This window comes from Streptococcus sp. SC1 (genome assembly GCF_030272855.1).
Lineage (GTDB): Bacteria > Bacillota > Bacilli > Lactobacillales > Streptococcaceae > Streptococcus.
Genome location: NZ_JAQCMU010000004.1, coordinates 1 through 21,385 on the forward strand (window position 1 = coordinate 1; position 21,385 = coordinate 21,385).

At 40.3% G+C, this 21,385-nt stretch carries 13 protein-coding genes; all 13 read right to left on the reverse strand.

From position 1 onward, the window contains the following. The coding region (locus tag PAN94_RS06595; RefSeq protein WP_285875210.1) for a KxYKxGKxW signal peptide domain-containing protein at positions 1-3,208 on the reverse strand (3,208 nt) is incomplete at its 3' end. Between the two features lie 431 nt (positions 3,209-3,639). Next, positions 3,640-3,816 carry a hypothetical protein gene (locus PAN94_RS06600; RefSeq protein WP_045498459.1) on the reverse strand — a complete coding sequence of 59 codons (177 nt, stop codon included), beginning with the start codon at positions 3,814-3,816 and terminating at the stop codon, positions 3,640-3,642. 70 nt (positions 3,817-3,886) lie between these two features. Next, positions 3,887-5,215, reverse strand: coding sequence for an accessory Sec system glycosylation chaperone GtfB (gene gtfB, locus PAN94_RS06605; RefSeq protein WP_285875211.1), 1,329 nt, complete (start codon positions 5,213-5,215; stop codon positions 3,887-3,889). Between the two features lie 30 nt (positions 5,216-5,245). Beyond that, positions 5,246-6,775 (reverse strand): accessory Sec system glycosyltransferase GtfA, encoded by a 1,530-nt coding sequence (gene gtfA / locus PAN94_RS06610; RefSeq protein WP_285875213.1) that lies wholly within the window; start codon positions 6,773-6,775, stop codon positions 5,246-5,248. Between the two features lie 14 nt (positions 6,776-6,789). After that, complete coding sequence (locus tag PAN94_RS06615; RefSeq protein ID WP_285875214.1) at positions 6,790-7,638, reverse strand: coiled-coil domain-containing protein; 849 nt, start codon at positions 7,636-7,638, stop codon at positions 6,790-6,792. 266 nt (positions 7,639-7,904) lie between these two features. Further along, the gene (locus PAN94_RS06620; protein ID WP_285875215.1) at positions 7,905-9,080 is read right to left on the reverse strand and encodes a family 1 glycosylhydrolase; all 1,176 of its coding nucleotides are present in this window, start codon (positions 9,078-9,080) and stop codon (positions 7,905-7,907) included. 63 nt (positions 9,081-9,143) lie between these two features. Continuing rightward, complete coding sequence (locus tag PAN94_RS06625; RefSeq protein ID WP_285875216.1) at positions 9,144-12,044, reverse strand: serine-rich family protein; 2,901 nt, start codon at positions 12,042-12,044, stop codon at positions 9,144-9,146. A 69-nt stretch (positions 12,045-12,113) separates the two neighbouring features. Next, positions 12,114-14,501, reverse strand: a complete 2,388-nt coding sequence (gene secA2 / locus PAN94_RS06630; RefSeq protein WP_285875217.1) for an accessory Sec system translocase SecA2 — start codon at positions 14,499-14,501, stop codon at positions 12,114-12,116. Beyond that, positions 14,491-15,525 (reverse strand): accessory Sec system protein Asp3, encoded by a 1,035-nt coding sequence (gene asp3 / locus PAN94_RS06635; protein WP_285875218.1) that lies wholly within the window; start codon positions 15,523-15,525, stop codon positions 14,491-14,493. The genes secA2 and asp3 overlap by 11 nt, the downstream gene beginning before the upstream one ends. Then, positions 15,522-17,081, reverse strand: coding sequence for an accessory Sec system protein Asp2 (gene asp2, locus PAN94_RS06640; protein ID WP_285875219.1), 1,560 nt, complete (start codon positions 17,079-17,081; stop codon positions 15,522-15,524). Before asp2 ends, asp3 begins: the two co-directional genes overlap by 4 nt. After that, positions 17,068-18,669 carry an accessory Sec system protein Asp1 gene (gene asp1, locus PAN94_RS06645; protein ID WP_285875220.1) on the reverse strand — a complete coding sequence of 534 codons (1,602 nt, stop codon included), beginning with the start codon at positions 18,667-18,669 and terminating at the stop codon, positions 17,068-17,070. The genes asp2 and asp1 overlap by 14 nt, the downstream gene beginning before the upstream one ends. A gap of 6 nt (positions 18,670-18,675) precedes the next feature. Beyond that, positions 18,676-19,935 (reverse strand): accessory Sec system protein translocase subunit SecY2, encoded by a 1,260-nt coding sequence (gene secY2 / locus PAN94_RS06650; protein ID WP_285875221.1) that lies wholly within the window; start codon positions 19,933-19,935, stop codon positions 18,676-18,678. Between the two features lie 170 nt (positions 19,936-20,105). Then, positions 20,106-21,329 carry a glycosyltransferase gene (locus PAN94_RS06655; RefSeq protein ID WP_285875222.1) on the reverse strand — a complete coding sequence of 408 codons (1,224 nt, stop codon included), beginning with the start codon at positions 21,327-21,329 and terminating at the stop codon, positions 20,106-20,108. Positions 21,330-21,385 lie beyond the last annotated feature (56 nt).

A 21,385-nucleotide genomic window follows, 5' to 3' on the forward strand; every position in this document is an offset into this window, starting at 1 on the left:
CTGATTGGCTAGCACTGATGCTTGCTGAGATAGATGCTGAAGTGCTTTGGCTCGCACTAATTGACGCAGACTGGCTCGCGCTTACTGAGATAGACGCTGAGTTCTGGTTGTTAGATGCTGAAGCTGAGGCACTTTGGCTTGCGCTTACTGATGCTGAAGTACTTTGACTTGCAGATACTGAAGCTGAAGCTGAGTGACTAGCTGATACAGAGGCTGATTGGCTAGCACTGATGCTTGCTGAGATAGATGCTGAAGCGCTTTGGCTAGCACTAATTGACGCAGAGTGGCTCGCACTTACTGAGATAGATGCTGAAGCTGAGGCACTTTGGCTTACGCTTACTGATGCTGAAGTACTTTGGCTTGCAGATACAGAAGCTGAAGCTGATTGACTTGAGCTTACTGATGCTGACGCGCTTTGGCTAGCTGATACAGATGCTGAAGCTGATTGACTTACAGATACTGATGCGCTAGCTGATTGACTTGCAGATACTGAAGCTGAAGTGCTTTGGCTAGCTGATACAGACGATGATTGGCTTGCACTTACTGAGGTTGAAGTACTTTGACTTGCAGATACAGAAGCTGAGGCACTTTGGCTTACGCTTACTGATGCTGAAGTACTTTGGCTTGCAGATACAGAAGCTGAAGTGCTTTGGCTAGCACTAATTGACGCAGAGTGGCTCGCGCTTGCTGATACAGATGCTGAGTGACTTGCGCTTACTGATGCACTTGCTGAAGCACTTTGGCTTGTACTTGCTGAGATAGATGCTGATTGGCTAGCACTGATGCTTACTGAGATAGATGCTGAAGCGCTTTGGCTCGCACCAATTGACGCAGAGTGGCTGGCGCTTACTGATGTTGAAGCACTTTGACTAGCTGATACGGATGCGCTGGCTGATTGGCTTGCTGATGCACTTTGGCTAGCATTTACTGAGCTTGATGCTGATTGGCTCGCACTGATGCTTGCTGAGATAGATGCTGAAGCACTTTGACTTGCAGATACAGAAGCTGAAACTGATTGGCTAAGGGATCCGCTTTCTTTAACATTTACTTGAATGTCCTTAAAGTTAAGCTGTCCCGCTTCGTCAGTGATCTTATATTTGAGTGTTACAGTTCCTGTTCCAGTAGGCGTTCCAGAAATTTGGATAGATGGGATATAGCCAGTTTTACCAGCCCCTGGTTCATTGCTTTTAGTAGTAACTGTTAATCCAAGAGCTTCTAGTTCTTTCTTACCATGAATCAGTTCAACCGCTTGATCTGCAAGGTAAGAACTTTGCCAAGAGCCAACAGACTTATCTCCTTTGTTATTACCATCATGAACATATAAAGTTTCATTAACTCGTTTACCGACTTCAAGCTCAGGAACTAGTGGTTCAGGGGAAGGAATTAGTGAGTCTTTGCTCTTGTTGATAATTGACTCCTGCGCAGCCTCAGTTACAACTTCTTCTGGACGGCCTAGATAGGTAAAGAAGTCAGCATCCTTACCTCCCGATCCATTAGTCTGTCTGACGAGTACATTAGGATTTTCAGTTAAAACCGTCCCTGTAATAGTGAGTTTTGGAACATAGGTGAAATCAGCACGCCTTTCCACCCCTGTAACATACCTCAAGCCACTATATTTGGTTGTACCACCATTACCAGTGTACAAAAGCATAGAATTTTTAGCATCTTGCTCATATCTATACTGTTTATCATTATGGAAATATAAAGTTTCATTAACTCTATCGCCTACTTTATATTTTGCAAGAGGAGCCAGTGCTTCTTGTTTCCCTTCAGCATCATACGTTACAGCAGGTCCCTTAAACTGAGTAGTAGTAAGGTTTATGAATATGCTGGTTTGAGGAAAGCTACGTCCATCAAAGGTCACATCCAGATTGACACTACTACTAAATGCTTTTGGGTTATCACTCTTGAAAGTTACATATGGAATATAACGTCCAGGAGCCACTTCCACACGACCTGTTTCCGAGGTAATATTATATTTCTCTTGTGCTTCTTGCCAGTTTCGAGTCTCTAGAGTTGTTCTTGGAGAAAGTCCTGCAAGCTCACTATCCTTGTATGAACCGTAAGGATATTCGTCCGCATCAAATTGAGACTTATGCATATAATATGTTACCGAGAAAGGAACACCTGCTCGTCCCAGAAAGACCCGTTGTCTATTTAAACGACCACTTGTTTCTGGAGAGTTGATGCTATATGGATCGGTATTTAGAAAGAAAGGTTCTTTTGATCCAGTATCGATCGGATTTGCTCTAAATCCAGAATACCCTGTCTTTGGTGCAGTCGCTACAGTATTGTCAACCTTTTGGTTTTTCTCAGCTTGCTTGGTTGTATCCTTACCTTGAGCTTGGTTCTTATCTGCTACAACACCAGCTGCGATGTTGTTGCTTGTTGTTGCTGCTTGGCTTGTGCTAAGAGCTGCACTTGCCAAACTTTGGTTAGCACTACCTGATACAAGACTTGCCGCAGGGTTGACCTTAAGGTTGAGCGATGCAGAAGCTGAGGTAGACACAGAAGCCTGAGCTGATGGTTCGCTAACAACTGATGTACTCTCAACTACAGAGGCAGGTGCTTGAGCGCTTGCTGACTCTGATGGTGTAGAGCTTACTGATGCAGATGCTTTTGCACTTGCTGAGACTGATGTAGGAGCTGATGCTGATTGACTTGCTGAGGCAGATTGACTGACTGAAGCTGACTGACTTGCTGAGGCAGATTGACTGACTGAAACTGACTGACTCGCACTCGCTTGATCCTCAACAGATTGACTGACTGATACAGAAGCTGTTGCAGATGCTTGTTCTGCTTGAGCTTTCTTTACTTCCGCTTGCGCTTGAGCGATGATTGAGTTGGCACTTGTTTCAGTTGTTTCAGCTACTTTCGGTTCAGCTGCGATGACTGTTTTATCCTTTTCTGTATACTCAGATGTTTCATCCGCATAAACAGTTTGCTCTTGAGTCATCACAAATCCTGCAGCCCCCGCGGCCAGGATTCCCCCTATACCCGCTAGCGTGTTAAAACTAAGGTGTGCGTGATCAAGTTCTTCAGTGTCTGACAGGGTACTAGAGACAACTTCGCCCATCCCACCAATACGGAAGAGATCCAATTGAGAGTTCGAGGCTTTTACCCAGTTTTTGCCCGACTTGTAAAGCTTATAACGCTTTTTCTCATCTACGATCTCGAAATCTTTGTTAAATTTTTTACTTCGAAACATTCGATTCCTTTCTTTTATCCAATTGCGACCCTTTGTTAATCTCATGACCATTAACAAAGTGTAGATTGCGCTGCCTCCCAAAACCAGAGCTAATAAAAATTGCAGTCAGTTTCAGTTTTTATCCCTTTGACTCAGAAAAAGCAGATTCCATCTGGGATATACCAGCCGTTTTTATCCAGTATATACCACTCATCATTTTACCAAAACGGATTCCCCTTTTCAAGTAATTATATGTAAAATAACAAATGAAAATAGCTAATTTTTTCAGAAAATCCGCTTTTAAGCTTCAAATTGTTGAAAGCGTTTTATTATCTTTCGAACCCCCTACTCCCCCTTTCACACTAGTTCAATTAGATAGAGGCAAAAAAACCTTGACGATTTGCTCGTCAAGGTTCATCTTTTCCAGAGACCTCCTCCATCCAGAAAAAATCCTAGAAAAAGTGTCCCAACTGCATGATGATTGTGACCAAGAGAGTGATAAGAAAAAGAATGCCACCTAACACTGCAATCATACTAAACTCTTGCTTCTCCCTTTTCAACGGTCTCCTACGATTATCTAGTTGCTCGTTGATATGTTCCTGCAGAATTCCCTTTTGCTTCTCTGGCATGATTGTCCTCCCTTACTAAATCTGCATAAAGGAACTTGCCCTCATCGAAAGCAAGTTCTCATGTATCTTGTTAAATAATGGCCTTATATTGCTCCAAACTAGCTTGATTAGCAGCCCGTTTCTGTCTAGTAAGTGCTGCTTCCATCTCTGATGAATGGGCAAGGGCACTTTGAATCTTATCCACCATGGTTGAGACATTTTCTGGTGCGTAAATGTGATCATCCGCAATAAATCGACGACTATGGCAAGTGTTTGTAAAACTGAGAATCAACATGTTGTTCTCAAAGGCTGTGCGACAAGCATTAAGGATTTCATCGCTGATATTGATATCTAGATACAAGTCACATCTCTCAAACAGCTCTGCAACCTTGGCCGGACGAATATTTGGATAAAGCGAAACATTCGGATAACGATTGAGCCCCATTAAATGGCCAGACATTTCTGTGATGGCTCCAATATGGAAATGTACATTTGGCAGCTGAGTCACGAGTTGCTCTATTTGCTCAAGCTGATCGCTATTGGTCAAAATCAAGGCTTCTGGATTCATATTGTTCAGGCGTTGGTAATCATAAATATAACCAAGATTGTGGAAATAGCCTTTTTCTTCTGGAGTCGCCATGCTTTGAATCTTCTCGTATACCTGCCTATCCTGAACGGCGATGCGGATATTGCGATGAGGCATTTTCATAGCTACTTTCATATTACCAGGTAAGGATTCTCCGATAGGCTCTTGCCAGAAAAGAACATCTTCTGCACGACCATTTTTAGGACGAAGAGCATAGGCCACCAAGAAGGGGGTTGCTAGAGAATTATAAATAATACGATCTGTATCATATCCACGATATTGCAGATAAAAGACGACAAATTCTTGTTTGGATTTAAAGATGTGACGCTTTCCTTCAAGTGTCAAGATGATATCACCAGTCAGATGATTTTCCATAATCACCACGACATTGTTCTGGTCAAAATAACGTGTATGGGTCGGACGTTGTGTCTGATCGTAGGTTATTTGTGCGAAAAGCCGTCCTTTGCGATTGTAGATATCTGCTGCTCGAACCTGCCCCTCTGTATCCAACCATTCGACAGCCCGCACACGTCTTTCATGTGTCGGTTGGCGATAGAAAATATTGGCACGCTTCTTGCCCATATCCAAGATTTCTCCATTTACATTGCTGGAGCGAATCTCCCATAGGTGCGGTTTGGGGACAAGATTAAAATAAATTGGACGGCCCTCTGGTGTATCCAAATCTCCTGTAAAATAACTGTAAGGAGACTCGACATCTGATGAAAGATAGCCATCGTCTTGTACAACAACAACAGGACAATCAAGTCCTGTTGCTTTTAATGAACGTAATAAATCAAAACTTGCTTGATCATAGCGGTCAAACAAACAAATCATAGTGGTTATGCCTTTCTTTCTGAATCCTACTTAGTTAGCCTGAGCCGATCGGACAAGATCAGACCAGCGCTGGGCAATATGCTCATCAAGGTAAGGCTCAGCTACCTCATAGGATACACGGGACAAATCTTCTTGAGAATGTTGAGTTAATAGCTGAACAATCTTTTCTGCGTACTCTGTCGTCATGGCATCTAAATCATCTGGACGAGCCTTGGGAATCAGGTAGCCATTTTCTCCATCACGGATAAAGGTCGGATTGCCATAACGAACATCAAAGCCAATGATAGGTAGACCAGAACCAACTGCTTCCAACAAAGTCAGACCAAACCCTTCACTTGTAGATGCTGCTAGATAAGCGGAATAATTTTTGTAAATATCCGCCATATGATGATGCCCCATCAGTCGAATATACTCTTCTGCTTGCAGATCCGAAATCAGCTTCCGCAGCATAGCTTCCTCACCACCGGTGCCATAAATATCAAAGGTGATTTCCGGTAGTTGTTCATGCGCCTTCACTACAGAGTGAATCAGCCAATCAATATGCTTTTCACTGGCCAAACGAGAAGCTGTCATCAAACCAAAAGGTTTCCGCTGACCTTCTGGTCGGCGCAGCTGATCCAAGCTACCCACAGGAATAGTTAAAATATTCTTCGGCTTGATGTCGGTATATTGAGCAAACTGCTCTTTCAGCAACTCTGTTTGAGCATCCGTTGAGTTGATGATGTAGTCCACTTCTTCTGCGTATTCAAATTGATACTCGTAGTAATTATTCCACAAGATATACTCTTTTTCTGCGGGATTTTCACTAAAGTGGTCTGCGTGAACGATGACAGCTAGTTTAGCAGCCCCCTTATTGGCGAAGATTGGCTGGCCAATATCTGTCTCTCGGTCTAGAATCAGTAAATCCTTATCTGTCAACTTCAAGCTTCTCATGAAATGAGCAACAAACTCCTGCTTGGAGTAGAAGACCTGATCCGGAAAACGATAAACTTGCGTTTCTGGCTTACCGTCTACTTCATCGATAATCTCTTCGTAAGCCACACTACCATCTTCATTGAGCCAAGTCCGTTGGTAGAGACGAGCCCGACCATCTACAGGACTATAGTATTCAATAAAGTTTTTAGTATAAGTATAATATTCTTTCTGAATGAGACAGCCACGCGAAACAATCTCTGCCCGCTCAATCAGTTCATTATCCATATCGCAAGAATAGCACGTTACGAAATCATTATCTCCAAACAAGATCCGAAAGGTCTTATTCTCAGGATTACGGACGATTTCTAGAGGTTCTCTATCAAAACTAGCTAAGACTTGTGCTAGAGTGTAGGTCGTTGGAGCAATCTTAACATCTGTAAAATACTGATAGAGCCAAATGACCTCAGAGTCTTCAAAGCCGATATTCTTCGTCAAATGTTCAATATTATCGGCTGAAATAAAATCCATAAAGATGAATTTTGCCTCTAAGCCCACACTGCGAAGCAATTTTGCACGATAAATTTGTGCGTACTCGACTCCGCTGCTTGCCCAACCAATTCCTAGGTTGATGTTATAAATTGTCATAAACCATGTTCCTCTTACAAAAGATTATCTTTTTTAATTCTTGAAAGGCGTTTGATGATTTTTCCTTTCTTCTTTTTGTCTTTTTCTTTATCTTCGTCTTTAGACTTTTTGACAGGAGAAGTGAAGTAAGTAACGGGAACAGAGCTATCTGTACCTGTCTTAGCAAATGTTTGCTCAATATTCACAACTTCTTTTTGTGGAGCAGAGATTTCTACTGGGACTTCTTCCTCACCAAAAATATCTGATTCGTTCACTTCTTCTTCGTGCGCTTCAAGAGAAGCTTCATCGAATAGACTTTCAGCTTCAACTTGCTCATTTGGAGCCTCGTCTTCTTCTAAAGGTGTATCAAACAAACGCGTAGCTTCATCTTCCTCTAAAGGAGTATCAAATATGCTTGCAAATTCGTCGTCTTCCGAAGCTTCCTCGATTAGACTTGCGATGTCAATTTGACCCTCTAAAGTTTCTTCGTCTAGAATCTGACCAATTTGACTAAGAAGCTCCTTGATTTTTTCCTTTTGCGCCTTATAGAGCTGTTCCGTTTCAAGACGTTTTTTCGTCAATTCATCGATCTCTTCAAGGATAGACGATCTTACTTGTAAGAAGTCTTTCTGAGCTTTTTCTAGAACCTCTTGAGCCTCTTTTTCTGCCTTTTCATGTGCTTCAATAATCAGCGATTTAGCATAAACAACGGCTTCACCGATTTCTCTTTCTTGGTTCTTTAAAGCATCAATTTTTTTACGTAAAGATTCAATTTTCTCATTCTTTTTACGAATTTCACTATCAAATCCTTCTTCTAGCGATTCAATGTATTCTTCAACTTCCTTGGCACGATAGTTACCAAATAGGGTCTTTTTAAGTCTCATTCTGCTCCCTCTATTCTTCATTTATTCTAATTATATACTATCTTATCAATTGTAGCATAAAATGACGCTTATTACCATTGTTTTATAAGTCTCCGAGCAAAAAAATCAGGATACTACAAGAGCTAATAAAATTCTATCCACCTGCTAGTTCCATGGTTCTCTTAGTTTTGTAACCTTATTCTTTTATAAGCAAAAACACCTGAATAGATGACATATAATCCATTCAGGTATTTCATAAAAGGTAACTAGATGTAAACGCATCTATTTTAGAAATTGAGATCTACCCAGCTGAGAGGTGTATAGCCAAGAAGCTCAACGCCATCATATTCTACTGTTTTAACGATCTCTTGAATATTCGTTTTTAGCTCTTCTATTGAGCGGCTGTCTGACTCATCTAATACTAGATCATCTTCCACAATAAATAGTGGTTTTTGATAGCGGTCATAAAGATTATTCATAGCCAGACGAAGACCTACAGGATCAATTGGATTCTTATTGGTATTATTATAGCCATATTTATTGATAAAGACTTCTTGAGAATTACTAGATGCATGGTAACTAAAGCTAACAAAATCAACCTTTCCGACTCGTAAGTCAAAGAAGTCATCATTTTCAATATCCAAAGCAATCTGCTCACGTTCTAAACGGCGCAAGAAATGGTTTGGATAAGAGCCACGAACTTGTACATCTGTAAAGACATAGTTTTCACGGTTCTTGACTTCTGCTTCCATCGCATCAATCGCACTATCTAGATTCTGACTATAGTTACGACTAACTACCAACATGCCACCAAATTGAAATTCTGGATTGATTGATTTTCCAAGCTTAACAGCACGTGCCGAAGCGACCAATTGATAGTGAGCCGCTTGCCAGATTCGTTGGTTCCGATTTTCTCCCTCTTCAAAAGACAGACCGCCACCAAGATATGGTAAATGGTGTAAAATATTAAATTCATTAAAAGTAATCCAATATTTTACCTTGTCTTTAAAATGTCTGAAAACAGCTTCTGTATAATGCTCATAAAGTTCAATCATCTTGCGGCTCTTCCACGCACCGTATTTTTCATACAGATGAAGGGGAAGATCGAAATGACTTAAAGTTACAATCGGTTCAATGTCCTTTTGCAACACTTGATCAATGATAGCTTCATAATATTGCAAACCTTCTTCACTTGGCTGCGCTTCTTCTCCAGTTGGGAAAATTCGCGCCCAAGAGATAGAAATTCTATAAACATTGAAGCCCATCGATTGAATCATATTCAAATCACTAACATAATCCGGTTGACTCGCTAAAGTAAATTGCCCCAGAAGATCATAGGCGCCTATTGGTACCTTTTTGTAGTTGATTTCCCCTGTCAGTACTCCTATACGTGGTTCACTAATTGGTAATACATCCGTCGTTCCCAAACCTTTATTGCTGTTGGGCATCGTATTTCTAATCATAATGACTCCTTTTGATTTTGTGAATATATATGGATACTATTGTATCCTCTAGTATCTTTAAAATTATCGCTGGTCTTTCTTATTCTGAGCGATAGAAGCCAATCCAGATAATGTACTAGCGACATTTTTTAAGTCAGGAGAAATTGGCTGTAAACCTGGTCTTACCATCTGATATGCATCTTGATCTGTCACGCTCAAGTTTGGAGTTGTAGACACTTGAACAGACAGGATTTCTTGAGATAGTGCAACTGCCTCTGAAAGTTCCTGAGATGCAAGGTTCATACTATCAAGCGATTCTTGTTGATAGGCAAGACGCATTGACTCTGTTCGAGACAAGCTAAGTGAAAGAGATTCTGAGACTTGTAAACTATGTGATACTGACTTAGACTCTGAAACACTCTGTCTGTAAGAAAGCAACTCTGAGACTGAAATGCTATAAAACTCAGATAAGGAAACTCTCACAATACTTTGACTGATTTGCTCTGATTCACTCAGGGAAATCGACTCACTCAAACTAAAGGAAGTTGAGATGCTGACACTATGACTAAGAGATTCTGAAAGACTAATAGAGACTGATGTACTCTGACTAACCGACTCTGAAACTGAAATCAACTTGCTCTCATATGCAGATTGGGCAACAGAAGCACTAACTGAGAGTGAAGAACTGAGCCAATTGTACTCTGAAATTGATTGACTCAAACTTAAAGAAGTTGAAAGGCTTGCACTCTCACTTAATGATTCAGAGATACTAAGGCTCTGGCTAAGACTTTCAGACTCACTCAAACTCAAGGAGCTTGAAACACTCAGGCTTTGACTCAAGGATTCTGAAACACTGAGGCTCTGACTAAGGCTCTCAGACTCACTCAAGGAAACTGATTCACTTAAACTAAAGGCAGTTGAAAGGCTTGCACTCTGACTGAGAGATTCTGAAACACTCAGAGAGATTGAAGCACTCTGACTAATAGAGTCGGAAAGCGATGTTAACTTGCTTTCCAATTCAGATTGGGCAACAGAAGCACTAATTGAGAGTGACGAACTGAGCCAAGTATACTCGGAAAGTGATTCGCTCAAACTAAATGAAGTCGAAATGCTTGCACTCTGACTCAAGGATTCTGACACACTAAGGCTCTGGCTCTCTTGTTCAGATTGACTGACTGAAATTGACTCACTGAGGCTCAAAGAGAGTGAAGTGCTGACACTCTGGCTCAAGGATTCTGAAAGGCTGAGACTCTGACTAAGGCTTTCAGATTCACTCAAAGAAGCGGACTCACTCAAACTGAAGGAGCTTGACGCACTGAGGCTTTCGGATTCACTCAAGGAAATTGACTCACTCAAGCTGAAAGAAGTGAAGACGCTCACACTCTGACTGAGAGATTCTGAGACACTAATAGACTCGGAAATTGATGCCAATTGGCTTTCCAATTCGGATTGAGCAACAGAGGCACTAACCGATAATGAAGAACTTAACCAAGTATACTCGGCAATGGACTCACTCAGGGAGATTGAATCGCTCAAAGAGATTGACTCACTGAGACTGAGAGAAGTTACTGTCCATTCACTCAAAGATTCTGAAAGAGAAAGGGACTGGCTATAGCTAAGTGATTCTGATAGCTGCTGACTCTCCTTGACTGATTCAGATTCAAAAAGAAGTTGAGAAAATGCTTCACTCAAGGATAGAGACTGACTGATGCTCAAAGATTCAGATGCCGAAAGGCTAAGTGAAGTAAATTCAGACTGAGCCAACCATTCAGAAGTAGAGAGGCTCAGGCTAGTACTAAGAGAAATCAAGAAAGTATCTGGCTTATTCTCGTTTACTGAAGGTGAATCAGCTTCCTCCTCATAAACTGAATCTGAAAGACTCATAGAAGCCTCTTCTAAGGCACTGAGAGACTCAGATTCTGAAAGGCTCAGACTAGCACTAATGGATTCTGACAGAGAAGCTGACTGACTATCCGCTACTGAAGTTGAAACAAATTCGCTAAGAAGGATAGAAGCCGACTCGGAAAGACTCTCGCTTGCACTGATAGAAGCGGATAACCATTCACTCTCATAGAGTGAATCTGATTCTGATATACTGAAAGATTCAGATTCGAAAATACTCCAGTACTCAGACTCAGAAAGGCTCTCACTTGCACTGATAGAAGCGGATAACCATTCACTCTCATAGAGTGAATCTGACTCTGATATGCTGAGAGATTCAGATTCAAAGATACTCCAGTACTCAGACTCAGAAAGACTCTCACTGGCACTGATAGAAGCGGATAGCCATTCGCTCTCATAAAGTGAATCCGACTCTGATATGCTGAGGGACTCAGATTCGAAAATACTCCAGTATTCAGACTCGGAAAGACTCTCACTCGTGCTAATAGAAGCGGATAGCCATTCACTCTCATAAAGTGAATCTGACTCTGAAATGCTGAGGGACTCAGATTCGAAAATACTCCAGTATTCAGACTCGGAAAGACTCTCGCTGGTGCTGATAGAAGCGGATAAGGATTCATCCTCAAGAACCAGCTCAGATTCTGAATCTGATTGATCGATAATGTGAGAAGAAGAGTCTAAAGAATAAGTCTCTAATGAATCATTCTCCCACAGCGAATCTTGAAGAGAACTCTCGCTTGTTGAAACAGAGTCACTATCGAAATGTTCAGCAGACAAACTCATTGAGGTCGAAACGCTCATTGATAAGCTTTGGCTGACATTTTTTATCAGATCATCTACTACCAAGCTATTATTGGCTTGAAAATCCTCAAAGTCTTCCATAATAGAAATTGGTTCTGTCTCTGGTTTTAATTCTTCATTAACACCTAACACAACCTGATTCTGCTCTTGGGGTTTTCGGCTAATCGGTTTTAAGATGGCTGCATCCGGATCATAATAATTATCATCCTCCGTCACCAATCGTTTAAACTTCGATATAACGCGCTTAAACCCCTTTGATTTTGCTTTATTATTCTTACCCATAAATATACATTTTCTCCCGAATGCAGTTATATCCTTATTATAAAGTCTATAGCACAATCTGTCAAAACTTTAGCCAAAGAAAACCTCTAATTTCCCTGTAGGCTGAACATTGACATAACTAAGCGCCATATTTTTTATAATTTTAAGATTCATGTCTGCATTCATTCTCTTATATGACTCAAAAGCCTCTTTATGAAACTCATATACAGGATTCTTTTGCGCATAACCTTGACTGACCACTAAAGTTTGAAATTGTTGGAGATAGTCAACTTGCTCCACCCAGCAATCATCCACTGCTCTTAACACTGCGATGCGCTGAAGCTGCCCAAACAGTTCTGAATCCTCAATTCTATCGCGTTTTCGCTGATATTCTTCAATGAAAAGCTTAGATAGGAACTTCTTAACTTGACGAATGTTTGTCACATCAAAATCTCTTGGAATGCCTTGACAATAGTAGCTAATATTATCCAAAACAAATCGATACAAATCGGCCTGCTCTTTAAATGGATGCTTCTTCATATAGGCGTCCATAGCATCTGATAAAACAGATAAAAAATATTCTAGTTTAAAGTCAGGACGAGCAATAATGTCATTACGCTTGTTATAAATGATTTGCCGTTGAATTCGGATACTTTCGTCATACTGCTCCGTTGATCGTCTTGAAGCAGCTGCCGCATTATCGCTGTTTCTCTGAGCTTCTGTCACCTCATATTTAATACGAACAGATTTTAGATGAACCTTCTGTTTTTCCTCTGGCTTGGCGACTTCTTTTTGATAAAAATCATTGATCCACTTACTGCCAGTCTTTGTGATAATATCATCTTCAAGTGAAACAAAGAATTTACTTAATCCAGGTGCGCCTTGACGGCCTGCACGACCACGAAGCTGCAAATCCACTCGTTCGCTGGACATTCTCTCTGTTCCAATAACCGCCAGTCCGCCTAATTTAGCAACGCCTTCTTCTAAGATAATATCCGTTCCCCGACCAGCCATAGAGGTTGCGACGGTTACCGCAGAACGCCGGCCAGCCTGTGCAATCATCTCTGCTTCCTTTGCTGCATTGTAGGCATTTAGCACGTTATGAGCAATTCCTTCCTGCAGCAGGAGCATGGAGTAAATTTCTGACATTCTTACCGATCCTGTCGCAATCAGAACTGGTTGCCCCTTTTTGTGTAATTTTTTAATATAATCCAAAGAAGCATAAAGTTTTTGAGGGATAGTTAGATAGATCTCATCTGGATAATCAATCCGTTGATTGGGTTTTCTAGTTGGTACAACGACCACTCCCAAGTCATACACTTCACGAAATTCATCTTCACAGACCTTCCCTGTACCCGTCATCCCCGCCAATTTAGGAAACATCTTGAACAGATTTTGATAGGTAATAGAGGCCATGGAACGTGTTTCTAAGGAAATCTTTACGCGTTCTCTCGCTTCCAAGGCTTGGTGCAAACCAGATTGAAGTTTATTCCCTTCTAAAACTCGCCCTGTTGCCTCATCCATCAACTTGACTTCGCCATTTTCTACAGTATACTGACGATCTTTTTCAAATAAATGATTGGCCCTTAAGGCCAAATTGATTTGACGGATCAGTTGGTAGTTATTTGGATCGTAAGCATTTTGTACACGGAAGTATACTTCTGCTTCCTTGACACCTTTTCTCGTCAACCAGACTGAAGTCCGAGTCGAATCTAGCTTAAAATCTTCCCCTTCCTTCAAGGTCTTAACAAACTCATCACAGGTAACAAATAGATTGGACTGAACCCGCGGAGAGCCTGATATAATCAGAGGCATCTGTGCACTATCCAAGAGAGCTGCATCAACCTCATCCACTAAACAGAAATAGAACTTAGGCAAGAATTTCTTTGCTTGAGAGGTCGCTAAATTTTCTTCAAGGTAGTCAAATCCCAGCGCACTATGTGTTGTATACACGATATCACTTTGATAAATCCGCTGCTTTTGCGCAACCTTCAATTTTTTAGCTGGATTTTCTGAAACACCAATCCCAACTGTCATTCCTAAGTAATGAAAAACAGGAGCCATTTGTTTAGCGTCACGTATCGCCAAATACTCATTGGCCGTAACTAAGATGGCGCTGTTTCCAGTCAAAGCATTTAAGTATAAGGGCAGAATTGCTGTTAGTGTTTTGCCCTCTCCCGTCCTCATCTCGGCAATCTGATTGTCTTGCATGACTAAGGCACCTAGGATTTGTACATCGTAAGGGTAGAGCCCCAAGACGCGCTTAGCCGCTTCACGAATGGTGGCATAGGCTTCTGGTAAAATTTCCTGTAGCCTTTCTCCCTTAGAAAGACGGCCTTTCAACCATTGAGTTTTGGACTGTAATTCTTCATCTGACATGGCTGCATAATTGTCAGAAAGCTGATTAATCTTTTCTAAGATTTTTTTATATCGCCTTAGTTTAAAGGAATTAGCTAAATGTAATTTTTTAGGCTTCATTCTTTCTCATCCACTCTTCCGTTTTCTCCAAGTCTATTTTTTGAAGCAAAAAGGACTGATCCAACAAATAATCAATTTTGGTTAGTACCCGCGGCCTATTTTTCAGATGGGCATATTCTTTTACTCTAGCTGAATTGAAGCGTTCCAGCAGCAAATCTCTAAATAAAGGATAATTCACCCTATTTCGATAGCGATCAAGAACATGCTGATAATCCAATTCTGGCATGAAATCATCAGTCACTAAAGCATAGGCATTTTCAAATTGCTGTGAGTAAAGCAAGGCTGCGATATTTGAAATCGGCCCATAGCCAGCAAAAGCGACCTTTTCAAAAGAATATTCTCGAGACAGCTTTTCAATTGTTCCAAGTAAGATTTCGAAGAACTCTTTTTCCATATACAAAAGAGCGTCTTTATAGAAAGAATTGACTACCAACAAATTTGGAAAATGTTCCCGAACAATTTCTGGAATGTAGCCCGTCCGATTAAAATCAGGCTCCGTAAAGCAAACGTAAATCGTCTCTTGATTGACGTCCTTATGCAACAATTTCGAAATCCAATAGCGATCGACAGTATAATCTGCCACACCTTCTTCAGCAATATAGATGCTTTCAAACAAGAAACGATGGCAACCTGAACTCACTAATTGAATTTTATAATGGTGGGTATTGTTAGGAACACGAACGCTCATCGTCTCACCCTGCTTAATGATTTGATTAAAAATCTCCTCATCACGCGCATTCATAAATTCAATCTTCAAGTAGGTCGAATTTTCAGGAAGAGTCTCCAGATGGCTGCCAAAGATATATTTTTCTCCTCGCTTCAATTCAGGAAGCTGGCTCGTATTTCGTAAAGCCTGATAGTTTGCCTGCGAATGCCATTCATGAATGACTGTACCAGACGGCATGAACTGATTCTCATATAAAACATGCCCATCTGCTAGCAGCTTCACAGACGATCCATATAGATACTGTGATACACTTTGCATATCCCAATAAGCAAAATAGATTTCTTCCTTGTATCTCACGAATCAAACTTCCTTTCAAAACTATTCACTAATAAAGTTTTATATTGATTAAAGAACCATTCGACAATTCCTTGCGTATCATCATTGTGTCGTCCAGTCAATCCTTTACTAATGACATTAACGCGATAAGCTCGCTTTCCTAGCTCTTCTAGCATATCAGGGTAGGCCGTACCATCGTAGTCATCATGATACATATAAGACACAATAAATTTCGTCCTTGAAAAATCAGCCTCTTTGAATGCTGTCCAGAAGTGCTCATTAAGTTGAGCTATTCCTTCCTCTGATAATTCTCCTGTTGTACGAAGCACCAAATCTAAAGAAGTAGGAAAACCTCCAGGACGAATCGTGGATTCATTCTCTGCAATATCGCCTAAATTTACTAAGGGCTTACCGACAATCACTGCATGAGGCTCTAACTTGGAAGCATAATACAGAGCTCCAAAGGTCCCCATTGATAGTCCAGATAAGGTCAACTGATCCCTTGTAAAGCCTAATTCATCTAAACAGTGATGAATGACCTGAACAAGCTTTTGCTCTAGCTCTTCTGAGCCGAGATAGAAAGCACCACCCTCAGAACGCGGATCTCCAATCAATAAGAAAGGCGCTCCCAAATTGTTCATCATCCAGTATCCCTCAAATCCTTCAGCTGGACGATAACCAGAAAAATAAATATTGAGAGGTGGCTTCAAATCACCAGGATGGAAGTAGTAAATCAATTCCTCCCGATTTTTATCCACGACACGATTTCCACCAATCAACAAATCCCCATAACCCAAATGAGATTGGCGATGGTGGAATGGTCCAATTTTCACAATTCCTTGCCCCTTTACTTGAACACTGACGCTTAGGTAATAAGAATCGCTGGTATCCAAAATGAGAGGCTTCTCAAAAGCTTCTTCATCATAAATCCATTCTTGCATGGGAGAATTGCCAACTGGATAACCCTTGATGACATAACGAATTGCGCAATCTTCAGAATTTCTGAACTCTGGCCATAAATCCAAAGGGGCGTCTGCACTCAGAAAGATATTGTACTGATAGGTTGCTACAGTTTGGTAATCCTCACCATATTGGCCACACAGACGGAGATAGTTAGTTCCTTCATAGTTAATCTGACCTGAGAAGGAGGGATTGACGGCTAGATGATTAACACTGAGCTTGGTACCACTTTGCTTGGAAGAAAAGCCTCTTGAAAATAGATACAGCATCTGAGCAGGATCTCCAAAAGTAGACTGAACGGCCCTTTTGCGTAAAAGGAATCTTTCCAAGGTTTTTGTAGTGATCTGACAGCGCTCATGATAAAACAAGCGATAAACCTGAATTAAGCTGTCCAATACTGTAATGTACTCAAAATGCTCAACAGTATCTACCAATACAACATCATAGGGCTTAGCAGCCTTCGGTTTCTTCCCATCCTTTTTTAAAATACCAATATCTTCTGGCAAGAGAGACATGATATCTTCTGGTTTAACAAATGTCCATGCGATATTACTAGGAATCTCATATTGGTGCTGCCAATTCTCATTGGCAATCTGTAGGACACTAATTCTGTTCATTTAGCTTTAATTCCTTTATCGTATTTTTCCACATTTCGACAATTTCTCCCCTTGTATACAGCTCAATCCTCTTAACCGAATGCACCAAAGATTGATTCCAGTGTTCCAAATCTGTGAGGTAATACAAGAGTGCCTCTTTCAGGCTGGAAATATCATCCATGATCCAACCATTTTCGCCGTGTTTGACATAAGAAGAACTATACAAATTCACTTGAGGAATCCCTCCGCTGATACCTGCAATTTGGGTTCGGATATCGGCTGGACTTCCCAAATCCAAGATGACCCGAACATACTTCAGAGCCTTCGCCAAATCGGTATCACTATGAATCACCACAGTATCAATTCGCTCTCTGGGGCTATCATCATCTTCTAAGCGTGGATCACCACTCTTAGCGGCCTTATCTTTGTCAACAAGGAGCAATTTTTCTGCATACTTTGTTGATGACAAAGATTCCTCAAGAAACTGTCGAATAGAAGCTTCTCGACCAAAATCCTGACTCTGCGTCCCAACCAATAAGTCAATCCACTCATGTTGCAACATCATATCAAACAAGGAAGTAAAGACATATTGAAGATGATGTTCTGGTAAAGTATCAAAATTGACATAGATGATCAACTCTTTTTTCCGCTGACTATGCCCAAGATTCAACTGTGTATCATAAGGTGGAATTTCATAATAAGCAGGAAGTTGCTCTTCTTCTACTTCCCCCACTTGTTCTGCAATCTTCACGATTTTATCTAAGCTATCTACCACAAAAAATGGGGTATCTTTTAAATCAGAGAATAATTGTTCTGTATTCGTAATCGGATAACGATTGCCAAAGAAGGACAGAACAACAAGATGGTCCTTCTTAATCTGTTGGAAAAAATGATTATGCTGCACATCTGCTGAAACAATAATTGAATCATCCTTGGTTAAAACAGAAGCCAAATGCTGCTCTAGCTTTTCTTTAACAAGCTCTTCAATATTCTGATAGACATCCTTAGCAAATGTGCCCTGTGCCTCAGGATTGATAATGACCTGCTGGTTATCAGCTGTCAAAAATTCTCTGAATTGCCATATTCCTTGTGCATTCAGATAGTCCTGATAATAAGGCTGATTATGCTCAAAATAGATAATACTGGAGACAAAGCCACGGTCATCAAAAACAAGCTGATAATCTATCTGATTATTTTCAAAATAGGTAATATCAAAAATATTACCTATTTGTGAAAAATTAATCTGAGCATGAGGTAGGTGATCAACGTGAACATCTACAATAAAAGGAGTATAAAAGATTTCTGCTCCCTGAGGCCATTTCAAATCATCCAAACGAATTTTTCGTGCAGGCACATCTGTCAGACCTTGTATGCTATCAAATAGGTTCCACATTTCATCTGATGAAAGTCTTTGTTGATAAAAGAAAGTCCGGATATGAGGTGAATAATTCAAAATCAAGACAGAGTTGGCTTCTCCTGATTGTTGAAACATCCGCAATAAATTTACGGCATCGTCGAACATCATATTTTTCGGTTGCAGATAGAAAGGTAGGGCAGTAGAATACCATTTTCGATCTTGTTTATACCAAGAAGGTACAAAGTAAAACATATCCCTCTATTCTCCTTTTACTTCTAGTTCTTTATGATAATAAGTCCCGATTCTTAAGATTCGTATTTCTTCACGCAAGGGTAAGAGCATACTGATCAAAATGACTAGTGTGCTTGGCAAGGTCAAAAAGAAACTTGGTAAAGGCAAGAAGAAATTAATAAAATAGGGCAGGCCGACATACAAGATGAGATAGATAGCTCCTATATTTGATTGCAAAGAAATATAGTGTTTTAACACTTTTAAGGTTTCTTTCCCCGGCTGAATATAGTCAAAATATTCTCCCTGACGCTGCAAGCGCTTGGCAGTCTCTTCCGGTTCCAAATTGATATAGGCAAACAGAATACCCAACAAGTAAATCGCAACTAGATAAACAAAGAGACCCAAGGGCTTTGTAAAGTCAAACAAATTCCCAAATTTTACTGAAAATCCTTTCCCTGTCCAGTCTAGTAATAATTGGAACAACATCAAGACACTTGTCGCATACATAATGGGCATTCCACCAGAAGGAATGAACTTAATTGGCAAATAAGATTTATCATAGTAGCGACTGCTTAACATGATCCGATTGAGAGGCAGACGTATCTCGGCTTTCTCACATACGACAGCAACAAAAGTCAAGAGAAGATAGGCCAATAAAGCCACAATTAAAATCATTCCTCCTCGGACAGAAGACAAGGATTTCCCAAGCAGGACTATTAATTGGTCAGCAAACTGGAGTAAAATACCTGAAATGATAATAATGGTTGACCCTCCCACTCCCTTACGAGTATTAAGACTTGACAACCAAATAATGATAAAACTGCCTGTCACAACTGTGAGTAAAACTGCTAGATTATAGAGCCAATCATCCACGAGAAGTAGAAAGCGACCATTTCCTCTATAAGCGGTGTACATAATGGCTAGTCCCTGCACAATCGCAAAGAACAAGGTTAAAATTTTTTGAAAGAAATCTGTTTTTTTAAGAGACCAAGATTGTATATTCCAGCTTTTCTTTAGGTTCATGACTTGCCATACAATCATCGTCGTAATCCAGGGTCCTAAGCCCAAAGAAAATACTGAAATCTGAGAAACATCAATTCCTGCCAGCAAATAGAAAGCGGCCAAGGGATTGTCTTCCTTTACCCGAAAAGCTTCCATACTGCCATTGTAGCCTGGAAGCAAGATATGTCTTCCTAATATATAAATAGCTATAATGAACAGTGTAAAGAAGATTCTCTTTCTAAAAATATTCTGACGCTTCTTTATCTTAAGACCAAAGTGCTCCATTTATTATCCTTTATTATTTGTATTGTGGACTTGCCCAGAGCCCTCTTTTCATACATAAACTTGTCTTTTAAGTCAAAGACTTAAGAAAGCAAGCCCATTCCATAGAATTATAGATAAGGAATCAACTTGCTTTCTCTATTTTGATTACAAAATGTGGGGCAGTTCGTCATTTAATTAAAATCTGATCGAATTTTTTCCACCATTTCCTGATAATTCCCATGTGAGAATACTTGCTCTGAAACCCCTTCTGTTTGTACATTATCAAAGGCATAAACAGGCTTACCAGACTCTTGAAACTCTCTAATTACAGTATCGAATTTCTGATCGTGATTGATATCAAGATAAATGTCACAGCTTGCAAGTAAATCTCTCAAAGGATATGGCAGAATTGCAGGGTGCAAACGAACATTTTCATAAGCCATCAGTTTGAGTAACTTATCAGACATCTGTGTATAGGCAGCAATATGAAATAGACAGTTTGGTAATGCATTCACCAAATCTTCAATTCCCTCTAACCTATCTGAGTTTGTCAAGGTTACACAGTGGAGAGCAAAACCTTCATCCCTCTGTTTAATAGCTTTCTCGACATCAAATTCATCTGTCTCAATAATTGTGGACCAATCAAGAGAATTGTAAAACCACCATACTTCTCGCAGACGCATGTTGGATACAGTGTTCCATGGTTTTTGACCAGAAATATAATGCAAAACAGCAGGCAGTGGGGAAAGCGGAATTTCGAAAATCCAGTCATGCTTATCTAGCGCAGCTCCCATATCAAAGCCGATTTGAAAATTGTAAGTATCTTCCAAATCAAGTTTTTTGCCCTCAAACATCAAATTCAAGATAGACTGATCACCTTCAGTAAAATTGGCTAATTCTCGATCTGTCAACTCGACCAATTGCTGAGCCATGTTTTCTTCACGCCAACGCTTATTATTGATGAGCATCACTCCAGAATTAAAGCCCAAGCCTACTCCATACGTCGCGCGAATCGTTGCTACATAATAATCCTCCAGATCCATCTCAAAAAGATGATCCAGATTTCGTGTCACAACAATATCACAATCTAAATATAAAACTTTATCTGCTGCAACGTAATTCGGTATAAAATAGCGCCCATAAGCCATATAGTTAATGTGAGCGTAAGTTCCAGCTTCCCATTTTGATTTCACCTGATCGTCAATCTGATCATTGAATAATTTCACATCGTTCAACTGACTGCCAGCTGCTTCTACCTTCCGACGCGTATAGTAGAACCATTCTTGAGGAATATCCTGATTGAAAACATAAATATCTAAATTCTTATGATGACAGCAAAGAGATTTTATGGTCGTTTCGATCTGTCTAATATACCCATAATCTCCCGAAACCACAATGGCTTTTTTCTTTTCCAAAACACTACTCCCACTACGCTTATTCTATTCTCTTAAAAAATCGCTATTAGGCTTCA

Bases quoted from the DNA above. Each gene is read 5' to 3' on its own strand.
- asp2 (WP_285875219.1), bottom strand. From the start codon at position 17,081: ATGAACAGAATTAGTGTCCTACAGATTGCCAATGAGAATTGGCAGCAC.
- PAN94_RS06625 (WP_285875216.1), bottom strand. From the start codon at position 12,044: ATGGGTAAGAATAATAAAGCAAAATCAAAGGGGTTTAAGCGCGTTATA.
- gtfB (WP_285875211.1), bottom strand. From the start codon at position 5,215: ATGATTTGTTTGTTTGACCGCTATGATCAAGCAAGTTTTGATTTATTA.
- secY2 (WP_285875221.1), bottom strand. From the start codon at position 19,935: ATGGAGCACTTTGGTCTTAAGATAAAGAAGCGTCAGAATATTTTTAGA.
- PAN94_RS06620 (WP_285875215.1), bottom strand. From the start codon at position 9,080: ATGATTAGAAATACGATGCCCAACAGCAATAAAGGTTTGGGAACGACG.
- asp1 (WP_285875220.1), bottom strand. From the start codon at position 18,669: ATGTTTTACTTTGTACCTTCTTGGTATAAACAAGATCGAAAATGGTAT.
- gtfA (WP_285875213.1), bottom strand. From the start codon at position 6,775: ATGACAATTTATAACATCAACCTAGGAATTGGTTGGGCAAGCAGCGGA.
- PAN94_RS06600 (WP_045498459.1), bottom strand. From the start codon at position 3,816: ATGCCAGAGAAGCAAAAGGGAATTCTGCAGGAACATATCAACGAGCAA.
- PAN94_RS06615 (WP_285875214.1), bottom strand. From the start codon at position 7,638: ATGAGACTTAAAAAGACCCTATTTGGTAACTATCGTGCCAAGGAAGTT.
- secA2 (WP_285875217.1), bottom strand. From the start codon at position 14,501: ATGAAGCCTAAAAAATTACATTTAGCTAATTCCTTTAAACTAAGGCGA.